Source organism: Microbacterium sp. NPDC055599, assembly GCF_053618975.1.
Genome location: NZ_JBSHIM010000007.1, coordinates 136,120 through 153,557 on the forward strand (window position 1 = coordinate 136,120; position 17,438 = coordinate 153,557).

Below are 17,438 nucleotides of genomic sequence, written 5' to 3' on the forward strand. Positions count from 1 at the left end.
GGCGAAGGCCGACCGGGATCGGCGGATGTCGCTCGGCGCGCATCTCGTCGAGCTGCGGAAGCGTCTCATGTACGCTGCCCTCGCGCTGGTGGTCGGCATGGTGATCGCGTTCATCGTCGCGGACCCGGTCATCCACTTCATCACGGAGCCCATCCGGATCATCACCGAGAAACGCGGCGACGATTTCAGCGCGCTGAACTTCGGCACGGTGACCGCGGCCTTCGACATGCGCATGCGCATCGCCTTCTCGATCGGGCTGTTCCTGTCCGCGCCCATCTGGCTGTGGCAGGTCTGGGCGTTCATCATGCCGGGGCTCACGCGCAAGGAGATCAAGTACACGGTCGGCTTCGTGCTCGCCGCGGTTCCGCTCTTCTTCGCCGGCTGCTACCTCGGCGTCATGATCATGCCGCACGTGATCGAACTCATGTGGAGCTTCACCCCCGAGGGCGGGACGAACTTCTACTACGCGCAGGAGTACTACGACTTCGTCTTCAAGCTGATGATCGTGATCGGGGTGTCGTTCGTGCTCCCGGTGTTCCTGGTCGCGCTGAACCTGGCCGGCGTCATGTCGGGTCGCGCCATCCTCAAGGGTTGGCGAGTCGCGGTCCTCATCGCGACGATCTTCGCCGCCCTCGCGACTCCCGCCGCCGACGTCGTGAGCATGCTGATGCTCGCCGGGATCCTCATCGTGCTGTTCTTCGCCGCCGCGGGACTCTCTCTGCTCTTCGATCGGCGCAAACGGAAGAGGGATGCGGCCGCCGGCATCGTCCCTGACGCCGTATGAGTTCTCCGTCCGACCGTTACGCGCAGGCGCAGGACGCGGCGAGCCATCCGCAGACCGTCGCCTTCGCCGCGCGCCAGCGATTCCAGCTCGATCCGTTCCAGGTGGCCGGGTGTCACGCCCTGGAGAACGGGCGCAGCGTGCTGGTCGCGGCGCCGACCGGAGCGGGCAAGACGATCGTCGGTGAGTTCGCGATCCACCTCGCGATGCAGAGCCCGACGGACAAGGCGTTCTACACGACGCCGATGAAGGCCCTGTCGAACCAGAAGTTCCGCGAGCTTGTCGACGTCTACGGCCCCGACGAGGTCGGGTTGCTCACCGGCGACACGAACATCAACGGCAACGCCCGCATCGTCGTGATGACGACCGAGGTGCTGCGGAACATGATCTACGCGGACTCCGCCGCGCTCCGCGACCTGCGCTACGTCGTGATGGATGAGGTGCACTACCTGGCCGACCGGTTCCGCGGAGCCGTGTGGGAGGAAGTGATCATCCACCTGCCCCCGCGCGTGCGTCTGGTCTCCCTCAGCGCGACGGTGTCGAATGCGGAGGAGTTCGGCGACTGGCTCGACACGGTCCGGGGCGACACGGAGGTGATCGTGTCCGAGGTGCGGCCGGTGCCCCTGGAGCAGCACGTGCTCGTGCGCGACGACCTGCTTCCGCTGTTCGACGACAGGGCGGGTCTCGCGACGGCCCAGGTCAACCAGGAGCTCATGCGGATCCGCTCCTTCACGGGCTCGACGTACGAGGCGAATCGGCAGGCGCAGTCGTATCGCAGCAACCGTCACGCTGGACGGCAGGCGCAGCGCCCGCCTCGCGGCGGACGACGCCCGGTGCGCTCGGCCAACGCGCGTCGCATCGAGCGGATGGATCGCCCGGATGTGGTCGAGCTCCTGGAGCGGTCGAGTCTCCTGCCCGCCATCTTCTTCATCTTCAGCCGTGTCGGCTGCGATGCCGCCGTGCAGCAGGTCCGGCGCGCGGGCATCCGCCTCACCTCGAACGAGGAGCGGGCCGAGATCCGCGCCATCGTCGAGGAGCGCACGCGCACCCTGCAGGACGAGGATCTCGGTGTGCTCGGCTACTGGGAGTGGCTCGACAACCTCGAGCGCGGCGTGGCCGCCCATCACGCCGGTCTGCTTCCGGCGTTCAAGGAGGTCGTCGAGGAGCTGTTCCAGCGCAAGCTCGTGAAGGTCGTGTTCGCGACCGAGACGCTCGCTCTCGGCATCAACATGCCGGCCCGGACCGTCGTGCTGGAGAAGATGGAGAAGTTCAACGGCGAGGCGCGTGTCGCGATCACGTCCGGCGAGTACACGCAGCTCACCGGGCGGGCGGGTCGCCGGGGGATCGACGTGGAGGGCCACGCGGTCGTGCAGTGGACCGAGGGCATGGATCCGCAGGCCGTGGCCGCCCTCGCCTCCCGACGCACGTATCCGTTGAACTCCAGCTTTCGGCCGACCTACAACATGGCCGTCAACCTGATCGACATGTTCGGGAAGGGCAGGGCGCGGCAGATCCTGGAGTCGTCGTTCGCGCAGTTCCAGGCCGATCGCGCCGTCGTCGGCCTGGCGCGCCAGGTGCGTGAGGCGGAGGAGTCTCTTGCCGGTTATCGCTCCGCCATGGCCTGCGAGCACGGCGACTTCCCCGAGTACGCCGCGATCCGCCGTGAGCTCAGCGACCTGGAGAAGAAGAACCGGCAGGACGCGAACGCGCCGCGTGCCGCACGGGACAAGCGGATGAAGCGCATCCAGTCGTTGCGCACGCAGATGCAGCGACATCCCTGCCACCGCTGTCCGGATCGCGAGGCGCACGCGCGGTGGGCCGAACGCTACTGGAAGCTCAAGAGGCAGACCGATCGCACGCGCCGCCAGATCGAGAACCGCACCGGGACCGTCGCGCGGGTGTTCGATCGCGTGGTGGAGGTGCTGGAGACACTCGACTACCTCCGCCGAGACGACGACGAGACCCTGCTGACGGAGGCTGGCCGCACCATGCGGCGGATCTACGGGGAGCGTGACCTCCTGGTCGCCGAGTCGCTGCGTCAGGACCTCTGGAAGAGCCTGGACGCTCCGTCTCTCGCCGCCATGGCCTGCTGCCTCGTGTACGAGCCGCGGCGGGACGAGTCGAACACGGGGGAGCGAGGTCTGCCCTGGGGGCCGTTCCGCGCCGCGTACGACCGGACGACAGCCCTCTGGGCCGAGCTGGACGACCTCGAGCGGGATCACCAGCTGCCCGGCAGCGAGCCCCTGGCCGCCGGCCTTGCGGGGGCGATGCACACCTGGGCGCGTGGGGGTGCGCTCGACCGCGTCCTGATCGACGCCGACATGGCCGCCGGAGACTTCGTCCGCTGGGCGAAGCAGACGATCGACCTGCTGGACCAGCTCTCGATCGTCGCCGAAGACCCCGCTCTCGCGCGCACCGCTCGGCTCGCCCTCGACGGCGTGCGGCGGGGCATCGTCGCCTACTCGTCGATGTGAGGGTGAGCGCCGTGACCGATCCGTCCGTCCCCGTCCGCCCGCGTGCCCTCCTGCCGCTGTGGGGCGCGGTGCTCGCTGCTGTCGGGGCGGCGGTGCTCATGGATCTCGCGTTCCCCGAGGCCGCGGTCTGGATCCTCGCGTTCCCGGCCACCGGGCTCCTGCTGCTGGCGTTGATCGGGCGACGGGCGGGCGGCGCCCTGCTCGTCGGCCTCGTGTACGGCGTCGTCTTCTTCGGTCTGCTGGTGTCCTGGACCTCCCGCTACCTCGGGCCTTTGCCCTGGGCGGCGCTCAGCGTCGTCGAGGGTGCGCTGACCGCGGTCGCGCTCGTCCCTATCGCCCTGGCCTACCGCTGGCTTCCGCGGGCATTCCCCGGCACGGCTGGCCGCCTGCTCATCCTGCCGACGGTGGTCGCCGCACTGTGGGTCGGGCGGGAGCTCTTCCTGGGCTGGTGGCCCTACGGCGGATTCCCGTGGGCGCGCCTGGGCATGAGTCAGGCCGAGAGTCCGCTCGCTCCGGTCACCTCGTGGCTGGGGGTCAGCGGGCTGAGCTTCCTGATGGTGCTGCTGACGGCCATGGTGATCGAGCTGATCCGGACCGGGTCCTGGCGGCGTCCACTGCGGCTGGTCGTTCCCGCAGCAGTCGTGGTGGTGCTGGTGTTCACCCCGCTGTTCCCGACGGCAGCCACGGGGACGATGCGCATCGGAGCCGTGCAGGGGAACGGACCGACGGGCTACTTCGACTCGCGCGAACCGTTCTCCGTGATCCAGGCCCAGACCGAGGCGACTGCGCCCCTCTACGGCGAGGATCTCGATCTGCTCGTGTGGCCGGAGGGATCCCTCGACGCCGATCCCGCCGAGAGCTCGGCTCTCGCCCGCCGGATGACCCTGGTAGCCAATCGGGTGGATGCCCCGTTGCTCGCCAACGCGCCGACCGCGCGAGGCGACCGCTTCTACAACACGTCGATGCTGTGGACCCAGAGCGGTGAGGCGTCGCAGTCGCACGACAAGCGCCACCCCGTGCCGTTCGGTGAGTACGTTCCCGACCGCGCGTTCTTCAATGCGCTGGTCCCTGATCTGATCGGGCTCATCCAGCGCGAGTACACGCCGGGCACGAACGCTCCCATCGTCGAGGTCGACGGTGTGAAGGTGGGTCTCGCGATCTGCTTCGACGTGATCTACGACGACGTGATCCTCGAGGGCATCGGCGACGGCGCACAGGTGCTGGTGTTCCAGACCAACAACGCGGACTTCCGCGGTACCGACGAGAACCTCCAGCAGCTCGCGTTCGCGCGCATGCGGGCGATCGAGACGGGCCGGAGTGTGGTGAACATCTCCACGGTCGGCACGAGTCAGGTGATCCGCCACGATGGCCGGACCATCACCAGCCTGGACGCGGATGAGGCCGGAGCGATGCTCGAGGATGTCGAGCTGCGCTCCGGCCTCACGGCGGGTGTCGTCCTGGGCCCCTGGGTGCAGCAGATGCTGCTGTGGGGCGGGGTGGGCGCGCTCGTGGTCGGGTGGTGGCGCGCCCGTCGGCGTTAGGCGCCGATCTTCTCCCTGGTGGGATCTTCTCCCGCGCCGCGGCGGGCACGGATGAAGGCGAGCCGCTCTTCGAGGAGCTCCTCGAGCTCGGCGCGGGTGCGGCGCTCCATCAGCATGTCCCAGTGCGTGCGGGCGGACTTCTCGTCGCTCGCCTCGATGGTGACGGACTGACCGTCGACCTGCAGTCGGGCCTCAGCACCGCAGGCGCGGCACTCCCAGGTCTGCGGGGGTTCGGCGTCGGCCGCGAACATCAGGGTGGTGTCGTGTCCGCACGTGTCACAGGTGTAGGTGGTCTCACGGCGCTCCATGAAAACGACGCCCTCTTCGCTCTGTAGGCTCTGGGCGCCGAGTCGGATGCCGCGCAGGCTGCGATCTGCCATTGTGTGGTCCTCTCGTCGCTGTCAGGTATAACGCTCGAGCCTGTGGGCTTCATCCACGTGACCGCGATCTCGGCGGTATTCACAGTGGAATCCCAGCGCCGGCGGGTAAAGAGCTCGCCCTACTCTGGAGCGAGGACCGAGACCGCGAGGTCGGCGCGGTCCGAGACGATCCCGTCCACCCCCATCCGGTGGAGGCGACGCATCTCATCCGGGTCGTTGACCGTCCAGACGTGCACCTCGATCCCGGCCCGATGCGCCGCCCGCAGGAGCGCGGGGGTGAGGACGGTCAGGGCGCCACGACGCTCCGGTATCTGGAGCGCGTCGATGTCACGCAGAGCACGCGCGGGGGAGAGGCGGAAGGCCGACAGCGCGCGGGCCGAGGCGATCGTGCGGCGTCCGCCCGACGTGGCGGGGCGCTGCGCGGCCCCGGCGCGTCTCACTTCCTCGACCGTCGCTCGACGGCTCGCGTCGGAGAAGCTCGTGATCAAGACGCGCTCGGTGTGCGGGGCGAGGACGGGGCCGAGGAGTCCGGCCGCAGCCGGCGTCTTGACGTCGATGTTGAAGCGCACGTCGGGGAAGGACGAGAGCGCATCACCGACGGTGAGCAGCCCGCCGTGATCGGCGAAGAGTGCACGCAGCTCACGGGTGCGGACCTCGGTCACCGCGCGCGAGTCGTCAGCGAGGCGGCGCAGGTCGGGGTCGTGCACCAGGACGACGTCCCCGTCGGCGGTCACCTGGCAGTCGGTCTCGATGTACTCGACGCCGGCCGCGTGCGCGGCGGCGAAGGCCCCCGCCGTGTTCTCCCACACCCCGGATTCCTCGCCTGCGGCGGTCACCAGACCGCGATGTGCGAAGATCCGCGGGGAGCGGGCGTTCGTGAAGAACGGGTGCGTCACACGCGGGGTGCGGGGTCCGTGGGCCCCTGGCCCGGCTTCGGGGTGAAGGCGCTGCCGATGCCCTTCAGTGCCTCCGTCAGTTCGCTGGGCACGATCCACAGCTTGTTGGACGGGCCCTCGCTGATCTTCGGCAGCATCTGGAGGTACTGATACGCGAGGAGCTTGTCGTCGGGAGCGCCCTGATGGATCGCGCTGAAGACGTTCTGGATCGCCTCCGCCTCGCCCTGGGCACGGAGCACGGCCGCCTGCTTGTCGCCCTCCGCCCGCAGGATCTCCGCCTGCCGCAGACCCTCCGCCTCGAGGATGGCGGACTGCTTGGTGCCCTCCGCCGTGAGGATGGCGGCACGACGGTCCCGCTCGGCGCGCATCTGCTTCTCCATGGAGTCCTGGATCGAGACGGGCGGGTCGATGGCCTTCAGCTCGACGCGACCGACGCGGATGCCCCACTTGCCGGTGGCCTCGTCCAGCACCACGCGGAGCTGCCCGTTGATGTTGTCGCGGCTGGTCAGTGCCTCTTCGAGGTTGAGACCGCCGACGACGTTGCGCAGGGTGGTCGTGGTGAGCTGCTCGACGGCGCCGAGGTAGTTGGCGATCTCGTATGTCGCCGCGCGCGCGTCCGTCACTTGGAAATAGACGACGGTATCGATCGACACGACCAGGTTGTCCTCCGTGATCACCGGCTGGGGCGGGAAGGAGACGACCTGCTCGCGCATGTCGATCAGCGGGCGGAGGCGATCGATGAAGGGCACCAGGATGTTCAGCCCGGGGGAGAGGGTCTTGTGGTAGCGCCCGAGCCGCTCGACGACACCCGCGGTCGCCTGGGGGATGATGCGGATGGCCCTGGCGATGGTGACGATCACGAAGATGATGACCGCGATCACCAGGATCCAGATGATCACCGTGGGGATGAACGATGCGTCGTCCACGTGTTCTCCTAGTCGTTGAGGGGACGGACGATCGCCGTGGCGCCGTTGATGGCGGTGACGGCGATCGGAGCGCCCTGGGGGATGGGCACGGGGGAGGACGAGCGGGCCGTCCAGGTGTCGCCGTTGGCGAGCTTGGCTTGCCCGGACACCTGCGTGATGTCGCTCAGTGCGAAGCCGCGCAGATCGACCAGAGCATCCACGTTCGACCGGGCCGGGTCGGCGCCGCGATGCAGCCGCCGCAGCAGCGGAGGCCGGAGGAACAGGATGAAGAGGGCGGCAGCGATGCCGGCGATGATGATCTGGATCCACACCGGCACGCCGAGGAAGTCCGTGACGAGTCCGACCAGGCCGCCGAAGCTGAGCATGAGGAACGTGAAGTCCAGCGAGAGCATCTCGATCACGAGGAAGACGGCGATGAGGACCAGCCATCCGATCCACGCCCACTGGTCGATGAACACGACGAAAGTCGAGAAGTTGTCCATTCGGCCTCCTTTGTGGTCAACGTATCACGCGCTGCCCCGGCGATCGGGGTGCCCTCGCAACCGCTTGGTAATGTGAGAGAGCCGTGCGCTCACGGCGTTTCACGCATCATGAGGAGTCACCGTGACCGACGTTCTTCCCGCAGGATCCCTCGACGGCAAGGTCGCCCTCGTGACCGGCTCGTCCCGGGGGGTCGGTGCCGACACCGTCCGCTACCTCGCCGAGGCGGGCGCCGACGTCGTGATCAACTTCCGCAACAAGGCTCCGCGCGCGGAGAAGCTCGCTGCAGAACTGCGCGAACTCGGTCGGCGGGTCCTCGTCGTCGGCGCGGATCTGACTGACACGGCGTCGGTGGACGCCATGTTCGACGCGGTGCGCGCGGAGTTCGGCCGCCTCGACGTGCTCGTGCTCAACGCCTCGGGCGGTATGGAGTCCGGGATGGCGGAGGACTACGCCCTCACGCTGAACCGCGACGCGCAGCTGAACGTGCTGAACGCGGCCACCCCGTTGCTCGACGACGGCGCCCGTGTCGTCTTCGTGACCAGCCACCAGGCCCACTTCATCCGCACCACCCCGACGATGCCGGAGTACGAGCCGGTCGCCCTCTCCAAGCGCGCCGGTGAGGATGCGCTGCGCGAGCTCATCCCCGGTCTCGCCGAGAAGGGCGTCGGTTTCACCGTGGTCTCCGGCGACATGATCGAGGGCACCATCACGGCCACGCTCCTGGAGCGTGCGAACCCCGGGGCCATTGCGGAGCGCCGCGAGTCGGCCGGGCGCCTGTACAACGTGTCCGAGTTCGCGGCCGAGGTCGCGAAGGCGGTCATCGATCCGGTCCCCGAGGACAACACGCGGCTCGTCGGCGACGTGAGCGCCTTCACCGCCTCCTGATCCTCGGATACGACTCCGCCCCGGCCCGCTTGTGGCGGCACCGGGGCGGAGTCGTCTCGTGAGGTCAGACGGCGGGGGAGCCCTGCACGTCGGCGATCACGTTCTTCTCGTCCTTGCCCAGCGTGATGGCCCGGACGATCTGGACGATGCCGAGCACGATCAGCGAGATGCCGAGGAGCAGCCAGAACGCGAAGCCCGCGATGGCCGGCGAGAACAGCACGATGATTCCAGCGACGATGCTGAGGATCGCGTAGAGCACGGTCCAGACGCGGGACCCGTCGCTGCCGAGGAGCGAGAGGGCCACGACACCGTCGACGATCCAGCTCACGCCGATGAAGATGACCACGACCAGGGCGAGCGTCGCCGCCGCCACGTTGAGGTTGAAGAACGCGATGACTCCGGCCGCGATGTACAGCAGGCCGAGGACGATGTGGCCGACCCGTGCCCAGCCGCCCTTCGCCTGCGAGAAGATGCCGAGCCCGATGTAGACGATGCCGGCGACGACGAGGTACGACGCGAAGATCGCCGTGACGATGACGGCCGACTTGACCGGCCAGACGAGCAGGACGATGCCTGCGAGCAGGGCGAGCACGCCGGACACGGCGAGGGCGATGCGGATGGAGGAGAAGAACGACTTCGTCTCGTTGATTGCTTCAGACATGGTTGGGGACCCTTTCTGAGAAGATCCTGTGAGGATGCCCCCAGGGTAGCGCTCGGCAGGCGTTCGCGGGGGAGGACCGCCGGAACGCGTCGCACTCCGACACCACGCGACACCCCACGTCATGGCAGGATCGTCTCGTGATGGCGGTGGATGATGCCCGGCTGCGCGAGCTCGTCCTGATGCGCAAGGTGCGGGACCGGATCGATCGCGAATACGCCAGACCGCTCGATGTCGAGGCGTTGGCCCGCGGCGTGCACATGTCGGCGGGGCACCTGAGTCGTCGGTTCCGTGAGACATACGGCGAGTCGCCGTACGCGTACCTTATGACGCGCCGGATCGAACGTGCGATGGCGCTGCTGCGTCGCGGAGATCTCAGCGTGACCGAGGTCTGCTTCGCGGTGGGCTGCTCATCGCTCGGAACGTTCAGCACGCGGTTCTCGGAGCTGGTCGGTGTCCCACCCAGCGTGTACCGTGAACGCGCTGCCACCGTCGAGGGGATCCCGTCGTTCCAGGCGAAGCAGGTCATCCGACCGATCAGGAATCGAGAAGCGCCGCGTCCCGACGCGGACCTAACGTGAGCATCATGAACATCAGCATCCACTACGCGTTCCTCCCGCACACCGACGCCGAGGCGGCGCTCGGGTTCTACCGCGACGCCCTCGGCTTCGAGGTGCGCAACGATGTCGGCTACGACGGGCTGCGTTGGCTGACCGTCGGCCCGACGGACCAACCGGAGACCTCCCTCGTGCTGCATCCGCCGGCGACGGACCCGGGCATCACCGACACCGAGCGGCAGACCATCCTCGAGCTGATCGCGAAAGGAAGCTACGGCGCGCTCACCCTCGCGAGCGATGACCTCGACGCCGTGTTCGAGCGTCTCGTGGAGGCGGGGGCCGATGTCGTGCAGGAGCCGATGGATCAGCCGTACGGCGTGCGCGACTGCGCGTTCCGCGACCCGGCGGGCAACCTCCTCCGTATCAACCAGGCCGGCTGACGCCACCGGCGACGCCGCCCCGAACAGAAGGACACCGATGACCGCTGCACCGCACCCCGCGGACACCCACGACCTGATCCGCGTGCAGGGTGCGCGCGAGAACAACCTGAAGGACGTCAGCGCCGACATCCCGAAGCGACGGCTCACGGTGTTCACCGGTGTGTCCGGCTCGGGCAAGAGCTCGCTGGTCTTCGACACGATCGCCGCGGAGTCCCGCCGCATGATCGACGAGACGTACAGCGCGTTCGTGCAGGGATTCATGCCGTCGGTGCCGCGCCCCGACGTCGACGTCCTGGAGGGTCTGACCACCGCGATCATCGTGGACCAGGAGCGGTTGGGCGCCAACCCGCGCTCGACCGTCGGGACCGTGACCGACGCGAACGCCATGTTGCGCATCCTGTTCAGCAAGCTCGGGCAGCCGTACATCGGGGGACCGACCGCGTTCTCGTTCAACATCCCGACGCAGAAAGCCAGCGGCGTCATGACCGGGCCGGGCGGCGAGAAGAAGATCGTGAAGGACGCGATCTACCTCGGCGGCATGTGCCCGCGCTGCGAGGGCAGGGGAGCGGTGTCGGACCTCGACCTGTCGCAGATCGTCGACGAGTCCCGGTCGCTCGACGAGGGCGCCATCATGGTGCCCGGGTACACGGCAGACGGCTGGATGGTGAAAGGCTTCTCGCAGTCCGGCTTCTACCCCGCGGACAAGCCCATCGCGGAGTTCACCGAGAAGCAGCGGCACCTCTTCCTCTACGGCGAGGTCACCAAGGTGAAGATCTCGGGCATCAACATGACCTACGAGGGCCTGATCCCCAAGATCACGAAGTCGATGCTCTCCAAAGACCTCGACGCGCTGCAGCCGCACGTCCGTGCGTTCGTGGAGCGCGTCGCCACGTTCGCGGTATGCCCGGAGTGCGACGGGACCCGCCTCACCGAGGGCGCGCGGTCGTCGAAGATCGAGGGGATCAGCATCGCCGACGCGTGCCGCATGCAGGTGACCGATCTCGCCGCCTGGGTGCGGAGCCTGACGCTTCCCGGTGCCGCGCCTCTGCTGGAGGCCCTCAGCGCGAACCTCGACGCGTTCGTCACGCTGGGCCTCGGCTACCTCAGCCTGGAACGCCCGTCCGGCACGCTGTCGGGGGGTGAGGCGCAGCGCATCAAGATGCTGAGGCACCTCGGGTCCGCGCTCACCGACGTCACGTACGTGTTCGACGAGCCGACGATCGGCCTGCATCCGCACGACATCCAGCGCATGAACAGGCTGCTGCTGCAACTCCGGGACAAGGGGAACACGGTCCTGGTCGTGGAGCACAAGCCCGAGACGATCGCGATCGCCGATCACGTGGTCGACCTCGGTCCAGGAGCGGGGAGCGCGGGCGGCGAGATCTGCTTCGAAGGCACGGTCGACGGATTGAAGGCCAGCGGCACCCGCACGGGGGAGCACCTGGACGACCGCGCGAAGCTCAAGCCCGCCGTGCGCACGGGCGCCGGGCGGATCGAAGTCCGCGGCGCCTCGACCAACAATCTGCAGCACGTCGATGTCGACATCCCGACGGGCGTGCTGACGGTCGTCACGGGTGTGGCCGGATCCGGCAAGAGCTCCCTGATCCACGGCTCGGTGTCCGGTCGCGAGGGCGTCGTGGCGATCGATCAGTCCGCGATCAAGGGGTCGCGGCGCAGCAACCCCGCGACGTACACCGGTCTGCTGGAGCCCATCCGCAAGGCCTTCGCGAAAGCCAACGGCGTGAAGCCCGCTCTGTTCAGCGCGAACTCCGAGGGCGCGTGCCCCACGTGCAAGGGCGCCGGCGTCATCATCACGGAGCTCGGGTTCATGGACACGATCGAGACACCCTGCGAGGACTGCGGCGGTAAGCGCTTCCAGGCGGCGGTCCTCGAGTACACCCTCGGAGGCAAGGACATCACCGAGGTGCTCGATCTGCCCGTCGCGGAGGCCCGGGCCTTCTTCAGTGAGGGCGAGGCGAAGCTTCCCGCGGCGGCCGCGATCCTGGGCCGCCTCGAAGACGTCGGTCTGGGCTACCTGTCGCTGGGCCAGCCCCTGTCGACGCTGTCGGGCGGAGAACGTCAGCGCATCAAGCTGGCGATCCAGATGGGGGAGAAGGGCGACATCTACGTGCTCGACGAGCCCACGACGGGGCTGCACCTCGCGGACGTCGACACGCTCCTGGGGCTGCTCGACCGGCTCGTGGACGCGGGCAAGACCGTGATCGTCATCGAGCACCATCAGGCGGTCATGGCGCACGCCGACTGGATCGTCGATGTCGGACCCGGCGCCGGGCACGACGGCGGCCAAATCGTGTTCGAAGGGACGCCCGCAGATTTGGTATCCCAAAAATCGACGCTCACGGGGGAGCACCTGGCGGAGTACGTGAGCGGACGCTGATCACGCAGACGTGATCGCCACGGGACCGCGTCGTGCGTGCGACGACGCGGTCCCGTTCGGCGGAGCGTTCACGTCGACGCGGATCGGCGAGAGAGGCGTCCAGCGCCGCACCGTTCGGGAATCGATACAACTGGACCTCGTGGGGCGCGTCGTCACCGGATGTGGAGATCGCACGCTGCAGGAGAACGCCGCCGTGGTCTGGAAGGAACGCCAGCACCACGTCTTCATAGCGGCTCAGTTCCACGGCCAGCCCGGGACGCGCCCAGAGCAGGCAACACAACTCGATCGGGCGTTCGTGTGCAGCGTTCCTGGGTTCGATCATGACAGCGTGTGGGCGACGTCGCTCGGCCGCGGTGCCCCTCGTGCATTAACCGATAATGCACATTATGTCAGGTCATGATGGTGCTAACTGCAGATTGTGTAGGGCGTCCTACTTATACGCCCGCTCTGCGAGGTCCATAAGCTCAGATCGGAGGTTGGTCTCGACCGTCGTCCCACGCCAGCGCGCAACGTTTCGTGCAGCGTGAGCACTCGGCAGCGTTCAGTAAGCGTGCAGGGGAACTACTGAAAGCGCAGTTGCGGGTACGTGCGGCGCAAGCCAAGTGTCCTCGGTTGCGCGCACTAGACCCTCGATCGATTCGCCGAAGGCGCTGAGGAGGACCACATCGGCACCATGTCGAGATGCCGAAGCGATCGCACTTGGGATATCTGGAGAGAGATGGACATACTGCCGGCCTCGCGCTTCGAGACCGGACTGCGCTTCAAGGATTTGGGCCAAATTTCTTGCGGGGGTCGCGTGGAAGAGGCGCTCGGGCTTAGGGCCGGACTCGAAGTCGTCGCGACGTTTGATGGAGTGGCCGTAAGCTGCACGGATCTCTCCCCCGTCTAGTTGGAACCTAGGCTCCCCGAGGGCACCGGCCACAACGAGGAGTTGCTCGGCAGTAACGCGATGACCATGCGCCTGCATGATTTCAGCGAGGTCATCTGCGAAGATCCACCCGCCCCTCGTGACTGGCGCAGCCCGATCGTGGCGCAGATGGTAGGACATCGCTTTGCTGATGCGGACACGATCCACTGGCTCGAGGGTACGGAACCGTTTGGGATCTGCGAGCCCTACCTTCAACTGCCATGCGTCCATCAGCTCACTGGCCCAGGCTCGAAGCTCGGAATCCGTGCCGTACACCGCCGCGTGACTGAGAAGCTCGTAGCCGTGTGCCTGCACCAATGGTGTTGACCTGGGGTCCGACAACAAGCCTACGGCCCTCGCCGCAGTGCTTGCTTCGAGTGCCACTCGAAGCACATCCTCCGGAACCCCTACTTTCTGCGCGTAGGCGCGCAACACATCGAGTCGGCCCTCAAGATCATCGGCGCGCAGGGCCGGGAAGTCATCGATCAGCTGGGCAAGTTCGTAACAGACGGGACGGTGCCCCTGCGCTTCCAGGTCGACTGCAAAAACGCGATCTGTGTCGTCCACGATCCAATTGAGGCTGTGCGCGTCCCGTCTGCTCACGTGGGGCAGATCTTTGAACATTGACCACCACGAATCGAAGAAGTCGAGGTAGTTGAGAGGACCAACCAGCCGCCGGAGCCATCGACCGAGTTCTCGTTCCTTGACCTGTCGCCTGATTCCTGGCGCTGAGTCATCGCCAAGCGGTTCGAAGCTGTGAATAACCCCAAGGAACTGCGCCGCACGTCGGAGTAGTTTCTGGCGCTGAGCACCCGGCGCGGTGAGGAGGGCCTCTCGCAACGTCGTACCGTGTGCGAAACGCCGAACGCTAACCAGTTCTCCAACGTCGCCCAATTCGGGAATTGACAACTCTGTGAGGTGCTCAATGACTCCGAAATGAGGAGTCTCTCGTGTCACTTCGAGGTGGCGACTAATTGCCGAGGCACGTGACCTGTCTCGGGCAACCGCAGACGTCGCGGCAGTCTTGAAAACGAAGGTCTGGCCGCTGAATCCTGAGAAGTCAGCAACGGTGTAGGTTTTTCCGCGACCGCCGAGTTCACTGACTCGAAGAGTCTGATCGCGAAATGCGGACACCGCGCCCAACGCAAAAACCTTCTCAAAGTCGCCGTTAGTGATTGCGTTCCGTAACACCGGATCAACGCTGACTCCCCGGGCCGTACCGGGCCCACGTGCCTCCAGTTCAGTGGCCAACAACACGAGTGGTTCACTGGCGGCAGGCTTGTCTCGAAGAACTTCGAGGAGAACTTCGATCCCTTCCGTCCTTAGACTTCGGTCTGCGCTCAGTCGCGACACTGCAAAGAGATCCTGGGCCTGCGCAAGACGATCGCGGGTTCCGGTGAGGGCCTTCTTGTGATTCACAGGTCGACGGAGACGGATCGACTCCTTCAACCGGACGAGCTGGGTGGCTGATTGATCGTTCCGAGCAAGCTTTGATTGCAGTTCGGCGAGGAACTCACGGTACTGGTACTGGCCCCGATCTGCCCCGGGTTTCAACGCATCGATTAGATGATCAGCAGCAGCGACCACAATCGGCGGCAAGTCGGAAGAGGTCCTGAGCAAGAACGGCAGACGAACCCGCCACAGGGAATGCGATGTCGTCGCGGCCTCCAGGAATTGGCATAGCGCGCGCATCAATTTCCACCTGATCTCGTGAGTCACCTCCAACTCGTGGTCGGCCAGGTTGTCGAGAGCCTCCTGCGCCTTCGCAACGAAACTAGCGCGAGCGGACTCTCCACCGTGCTCAACGAGATTCAGCCACAATTCAGCCACGGTGAGGTGCCATTGCGGCCAGTCATTGCGTGGTACCGCGCGTGATCGAGCGAACGCTATTGCCTGCTGCAGGACTTCCCTGTCATGAGAAGCGTGATAGACCTCAAGAGCTGCCTCTACCCACAGTGCCGCGATCTGATGGTCGTCGTCCGTGATGGAGGAGTTGACAGACTCCATCGCGGCTCGAAGTTCGTCTTCTGTCGATGCACCGAAGCGACTGGCCATGACAGTATGTCGAGCGATCTCGCGGTCGATCCGACGACCGCTTCGACCGGTGTCAGTGCTGGAAGCGAAAGGGCGAAGACGCTCGTAGTACTTCCGCGTGAGATTGCACGATCTACTCAGAACCAACGGTTCGAAGAAACGCGTCGATGCTGCATGGGATCGAAGCGCGTGTGCGACTTTCCAGCGCGCTTCGACGATCTCGGCGGCGAAGGAACTACCGGAGGAGCGGAAGTATGGTCCGAGTTGCGTGCCGAGGGACCCGAGACGCCATTCCATCGTTAACGCAGCCAGGAGCGGCAACTCCGGGTCTTGCATGCTCCGCCACTCCGCAAGAATCTTCAGTGGCTCAGGTGTCGTCGCCATCCAAACCCTTACTCGGTCTGTTCCGAAACGATCGATCCAGCGGCCGAACTCGTCTTCGATGTTCAGCCCGAGTCCAGCGATCGCTCGTGCGAGTTCGGGGTTCCTCTTCCGCAACTCCCGAGATAGAGCAACTGGGTCATGGGGTCCGCGAGACCGCTCGAGACGCAAGGCGATATCGGCTGGCGATGGGCGAGAGACCAATGATTGTCCTTTCGTTGCTGGGAAGAACACTACGAGTTGTTACGAAAGTACCAGGCTCCGTGATCTGCGAATCTGCCGAGCGAGGTCTGTGATCGCCCGCACCAAGAAATGCCAGGACTCCCTGTTGTCCATCTGTCTTCGACCATGGGCACCCCTGACTTCTACGATGATGAATATGACCGACACAACTACGACCTTGCTCGCGATCGAGTTAGGACAACTGCTCGATCGGATCGCCGGCGACTGGCACGTTGCCCGCACAGAGGCAGCCGACAAGCATCGCAGTCGTGCGGGCTTCTCCAAGGTCGGTGACACATGCGAAGCGTGGGTCACTTCGGAGGATCACCGCGAACGTGTCGTACTGACTCCGTCCGAGAGTTTCCACATCTCAACCGATGATCTGAGGTTTTTCAAAAGGCTGGCGGCTGTCTTCGACCACGATCTTCAAGTAGTTGGTTCCTCGCGCAGAGCGCAGGAGGTCTGGTCTGAACTGTCAGATACTAGATTCCTCAGGGCGGCGTCGCGGATCTCGCCGTTCGCAACGACGCCACTTCTGCGCTGGGTAAGAGCTTTCGGAGCGGCAGCCAGACAGACGTACGAGGGTGTTCCATTCGCCGGAAGTCTTGTGATGGTAAAGAATCTTGAGAGCTTCCGTACGGCGGTAGGCGATCGATATAACGCGTTCGAACAACCAATGGACTTCGAGCGGGCGCTACTCAACGAGAAATGGCTTCGACCGTTCCTGCAAAACGGCGACTTCGCCTTGGTCACGGTCGGCCACTCGGGGCGGGTGCGAGGGTTCACTGATGCCAAACAACCTTGGTCACACTCAGTAGAACTGGCTCCGACTGCTGAGCTCGAGGGCCTCTATGGGCATCTTCGAGCTGGAACCTCGGTTCTTTCCGCTTCTGTTTCAGGAGATATTCACCTCGCGCTACCGTCGGGGGTGACGTTCGTGAACACGCAGGGAAGGTGGCGATATCAGAACTGGATGAGATTGGAAGCGATCGTCGCGCGGCACAGCGACGATTCTGTGGCTCAACACGTCGTACGCCTCGTCCGAAGTGCAAGCTTCTCGCATCAAGGTGCACTGTTTCTAGTCCTCGGCCCAGATATCAATGTTTCTCAGGTGATCCCAGACCACCGGGATGCAGAAAGGTCGTCAAAAGCGCTCCGGGCAACTCTGACGGGGATTGCCCTTGATGATCACCTGACCTCTCGCCTACTGCGAATCGCGTCACGCATCGACGGCGCGATCGTGTTGAGCAGTACAGGGCAAGTCCTCGATGTAGCCAGCATGGTGACGGAGCCGACGGCGTCGACCCTCGCTGAATCGGGGTTAGCACATCTCCAAAGGTTTCCCGGCGCGAGAACCACCGCGGCTTGGAATGGGAGCGTAGCCGGACTGGCGATCAAGGTATCGGACGATGGTCCCGTCGATGCTTTCGAGCGAGGTCGGCTTGTTTTTCACGCCGGTTAGGACGCTTGGCCAC

14 protein-coding genes are annotated in these 17,438 nt (G+C 65.8%); 8 read left to right on the forward strand and 6 right to left on the reverse strand.

The features are described from left to right. Positions 1–25: 25 nt before the first annotated feature. From tatC to lnt, 3 genes are all read left to right on the forward strand, one after another. The gene (gene tatC / locus ACWGQ1_RS08745; protein ID WP_136032443.1) at positions 26–784 is read left to right on the forward strand and encodes a twin-arginine translocase subunit TatC; all 759 of its coding nucleotides are present in this window, start codon (positions 26–28) and stop codon (positions 782–784) included. Beyond that, positions 781–3,255 carry a DEAD/DEAH box helicase gene (locus ACWGQ1_RS08750; RefSeq protein ID WP_452312796.1) on the forward strand — a complete coding sequence of 825 codons (2,475 nt, stop codon included), beginning with the start codon at positions 781–783 and terminating at the stop codon, positions 3,253–3,255. Before tatC ends, ACWGQ1_RS08750 begins: the two co-directional genes overlap by 4 nt. Before the next feature lie 98 nt (positions 3,256–3,353). Further along, complete coding sequence (lnt, locus tag ACWGQ1_RS08755; RefSeq protein ID WP_452312826.1) at positions 3,354–4,796, forward strand: apolipoprotein N-acyltransferase; 1,443 nt, start codon at positions 3,354–3,356, stop codon at positions 4,794–4,796. Here lnt and ACWGQ1_RS08760 read toward each other — a convergent pair. From ACWGQ1_RS08760 to ACWGQ1_RS08775, 4 genes are all read right to left on the reverse strand, one after another. Then, entirely contained in the window at positions 4,793–5,176 is a 384-nt protein-coding gene (locus ACWGQ1_RS08760) for an RNA polymerase-binding protein RbpA (RefSeq protein ID WP_136032364.1), read from the reverse strand. The genes lnt and ACWGQ1_RS08760 overlap by 4 nt on opposite strands. A 119-nt stretch (positions 5,177–5,295) precedes the next feature. Then, complete coding sequence (locus ACWGQ1_RS08765; protein WP_452312797.1) at positions 5,296–6,072, reverse strand: glycerophosphodiester phosphodiesterase family protein; 777 nt, start codon at positions 6,070–6,072, stop codon at positions 5,296–5,298. Further along, the gene (locus ACWGQ1_RS08770; RefSeq protein ID WP_136032368.1) at positions 6,069–6,998 is read right to left on the reverse strand and encodes an SPFH domain-containing protein; all 930 of its coding nucleotides are present in this window, start codon (positions 6,996–6,998) and stop codon (positions 6,069–6,071) included. The genes ACWGQ1_RS08765 and ACWGQ1_RS08770 overlap by 4 nt, the downstream gene beginning before the upstream one ends. A gap of 8 nt (positions 6,999–7,006) precedes the next feature. Continuing rightward, positions 7,007–7,480 carry an NfeD family protein gene (locus tag ACWGQ1_RS08775; RefSeq protein WP_136032370.1) on the reverse strand — a complete coding sequence of 158 codons (474 nt, stop codon included), beginning with the start codon at positions 7,478–7,480 and terminating at the stop codon, positions 7,007–7,009. 121 nt (positions 7,481–7,601) lie between these two features. On the opposite strand from ACWGQ1_RS08775, the gene ACWGQ1_RS08780 reads away from it, so the two are divergent. Continuing rightward, positions 7,602–8,366 carry an SDR family oxidoreductase gene (locus tag ACWGQ1_RS08780; protein WP_452312798.1) on the forward strand — a complete coding sequence of 255 codons (765 nt, stop codon included), beginning with the start codon at positions 7,602–7,604 and terminating at the stop codon, positions 8,364–8,366. A gap of 64 nt (positions 8,367–8,430) precedes the next feature. Here ACWGQ1_RS08780 and ACWGQ1_RS08785 read toward each other — a convergent pair whose 3' ends face one another. Next, positions 8,431–9,027 carry an HdeD family acid-resistance protein gene (locus ACWGQ1_RS08785; RefSeq protein WP_136032374.1) on the reverse strand — a complete coding sequence of 199 codons (597 nt, stop codon included), beginning with the start codon at positions 9,025–9,027 and terminating at the stop codon, positions 8,431–8,433. Positions 9,028–9,167: 140 nt separating this feature from the next. Between ACWGQ1_RS08785 and ACWGQ1_RS08790 the strand changes: the two genes are divergently transcribed. From ACWGQ1_RS08790 to ACWGQ1_RS08800, 3 genes are read left to right on the forward strand one after another with little or no spacing between them, the layout of a single operon-like run. Further along, positions 9,168–9,605 (forward strand): helix-turn-helix transcriptional regulator, encoded by a 438-nt coding sequence (locus ACWGQ1_RS08790; RefSeq protein ID WP_136032445.1) that lies wholly within the window; start codon positions 9,168–9,170, stop codon positions 9,603–9,605. 5 nt (positions 9,606–9,610) lie between these two features. Continuing rightward, entirely contained in the window at positions 9,611–10,021 is a 411-nt protein-coding gene (locus tag ACWGQ1_RS08795) for a VOC family protein (protein WP_136032376.1), read from the forward strand. Positions 10,022–10,058: 37 nt separating this feature from the next. Next, entirely contained in the window at positions 10,059–12,419 is a 2,361-nt protein-coding gene (locus ACWGQ1_RS08800; RefSeq protein WP_452312799.1) for an ATP-binding cassette domain-containing protein, read from the forward strand. A gap of 541 nt (positions 12,420–12,960) precedes the next feature. Here ACWGQ1_RS08800 and ACWGQ1_RS08805 read toward each other — a convergent pair. Beyond that, positions 12,961–15,744, reverse strand: coding sequence for an RNA 2'-phosphotransferase (locus ACWGQ1_RS08805; protein WP_452312800.1), 2,784 nt, complete (start codon positions 15,742–15,744; stop codon positions 12,961–12,963). 376 nt (positions 15,745–16,120) lie between these two features. On the opposite strand from ACWGQ1_RS08805, the gene ACWGQ1_RS08810 reads away from it, so the two are divergent. Further along, positions 16,121–17,425 carry a hypothetical protein gene (locus ACWGQ1_RS08810; RefSeq protein WP_452312801.1) on the forward strand — a complete coding sequence of 435 codons (1,305 nt, stop codon included), beginning with the start codon at positions 16,121–16,123 and terminating at the stop codon, positions 17,423–17,425. The last annotated feature ends 13 nt before the right edge of the window (positions 17,426–17,438 follow it).

What these genes read in the sequence shown, in the direction of transcription:
- ACWGQ1_RS08810 (WP_452312801.1), top strand. Translation starts at nt 16,121, where the DNA reads ATGACCGACACAACTACGACCTTGCTCGCGATCGAGTTAGGACAACTG.
- ACWGQ1_RS08805 (WP_452312800.1), bottom strand. Translation starts at nt 15,744, where the DNA reads ATGGCGACGACACCTGAGCCACTGAAGATTCTTGCGGAGTGGCGGAGC.
- ACWGQ1_RS08800 (WP_452312799.1), top strand. Translation starts at nt 10,059, where the DNA reads ATGACCGCTGCACCGCACCCCGCGGACACCCACGACCTGATCCGCGTG.
- lnt (WP_452312826.1), top strand. Translation starts at nt 3,354, where the DNA reads ATGGATCTCGCGTTCCCCGAGGCCGCGGTCTGGATCCTCGCGTTCCCG.
- ACWGQ1_RS08750 (WP_452312796.1), top strand. Translation starts at nt 781, where the DNA reads ATGAGTTCTCCGTCCGACCGTTACGCGCAGGCGCAGGACGCGGCGAGC.
- tatC (WP_136032443.1), top strand. Translation starts at nt 26, where the DNA reads ATGTCGCTCGGCGCGCATCTCGTCGAGCTGCGGAAGCGTCTCATGTAC.
- ACWGQ1_RS08760 (WP_136032364.1), bottom strand. Translation starts at nt 5,176, where the DNA reads ATGGCAGATCGCAGCCTGCGCGGCATCCGACTCGGCGCCCAGAGCCTA.
- ACWGQ1_RS08785 (WP_136032374.1), bottom strand. Translation starts at nt 9,027, where the DNA reads ATGTCTGAAGCAATCAACGAGACGAAGTCGTTCTTCTCCTCCATCCGC.
- ACWGQ1_RS08795 (WP_136032376.1), top strand. Translation starts at nt 9,611, where the DNA reads ATGAACATCAGCATCCACTACGCGTTCCTCCCGCACACCGACGCCGAG.
- ACWGQ1_RS08790 (WP_136032445.1), top strand. Translation starts at nt 9,168, where the DNA reads ATGGCGGTGGATGATGCCCGGCTGCGCGAGCTCGTCCTGATGCGCAAG.
- ACWGQ1_RS08775 (WP_136032370.1), bottom strand. Translation starts at nt 7,480, where the DNA reads ATGGACAACTTCTCGACTTTCGTCGTGTTCATCGACCAGTGGGCGTGG.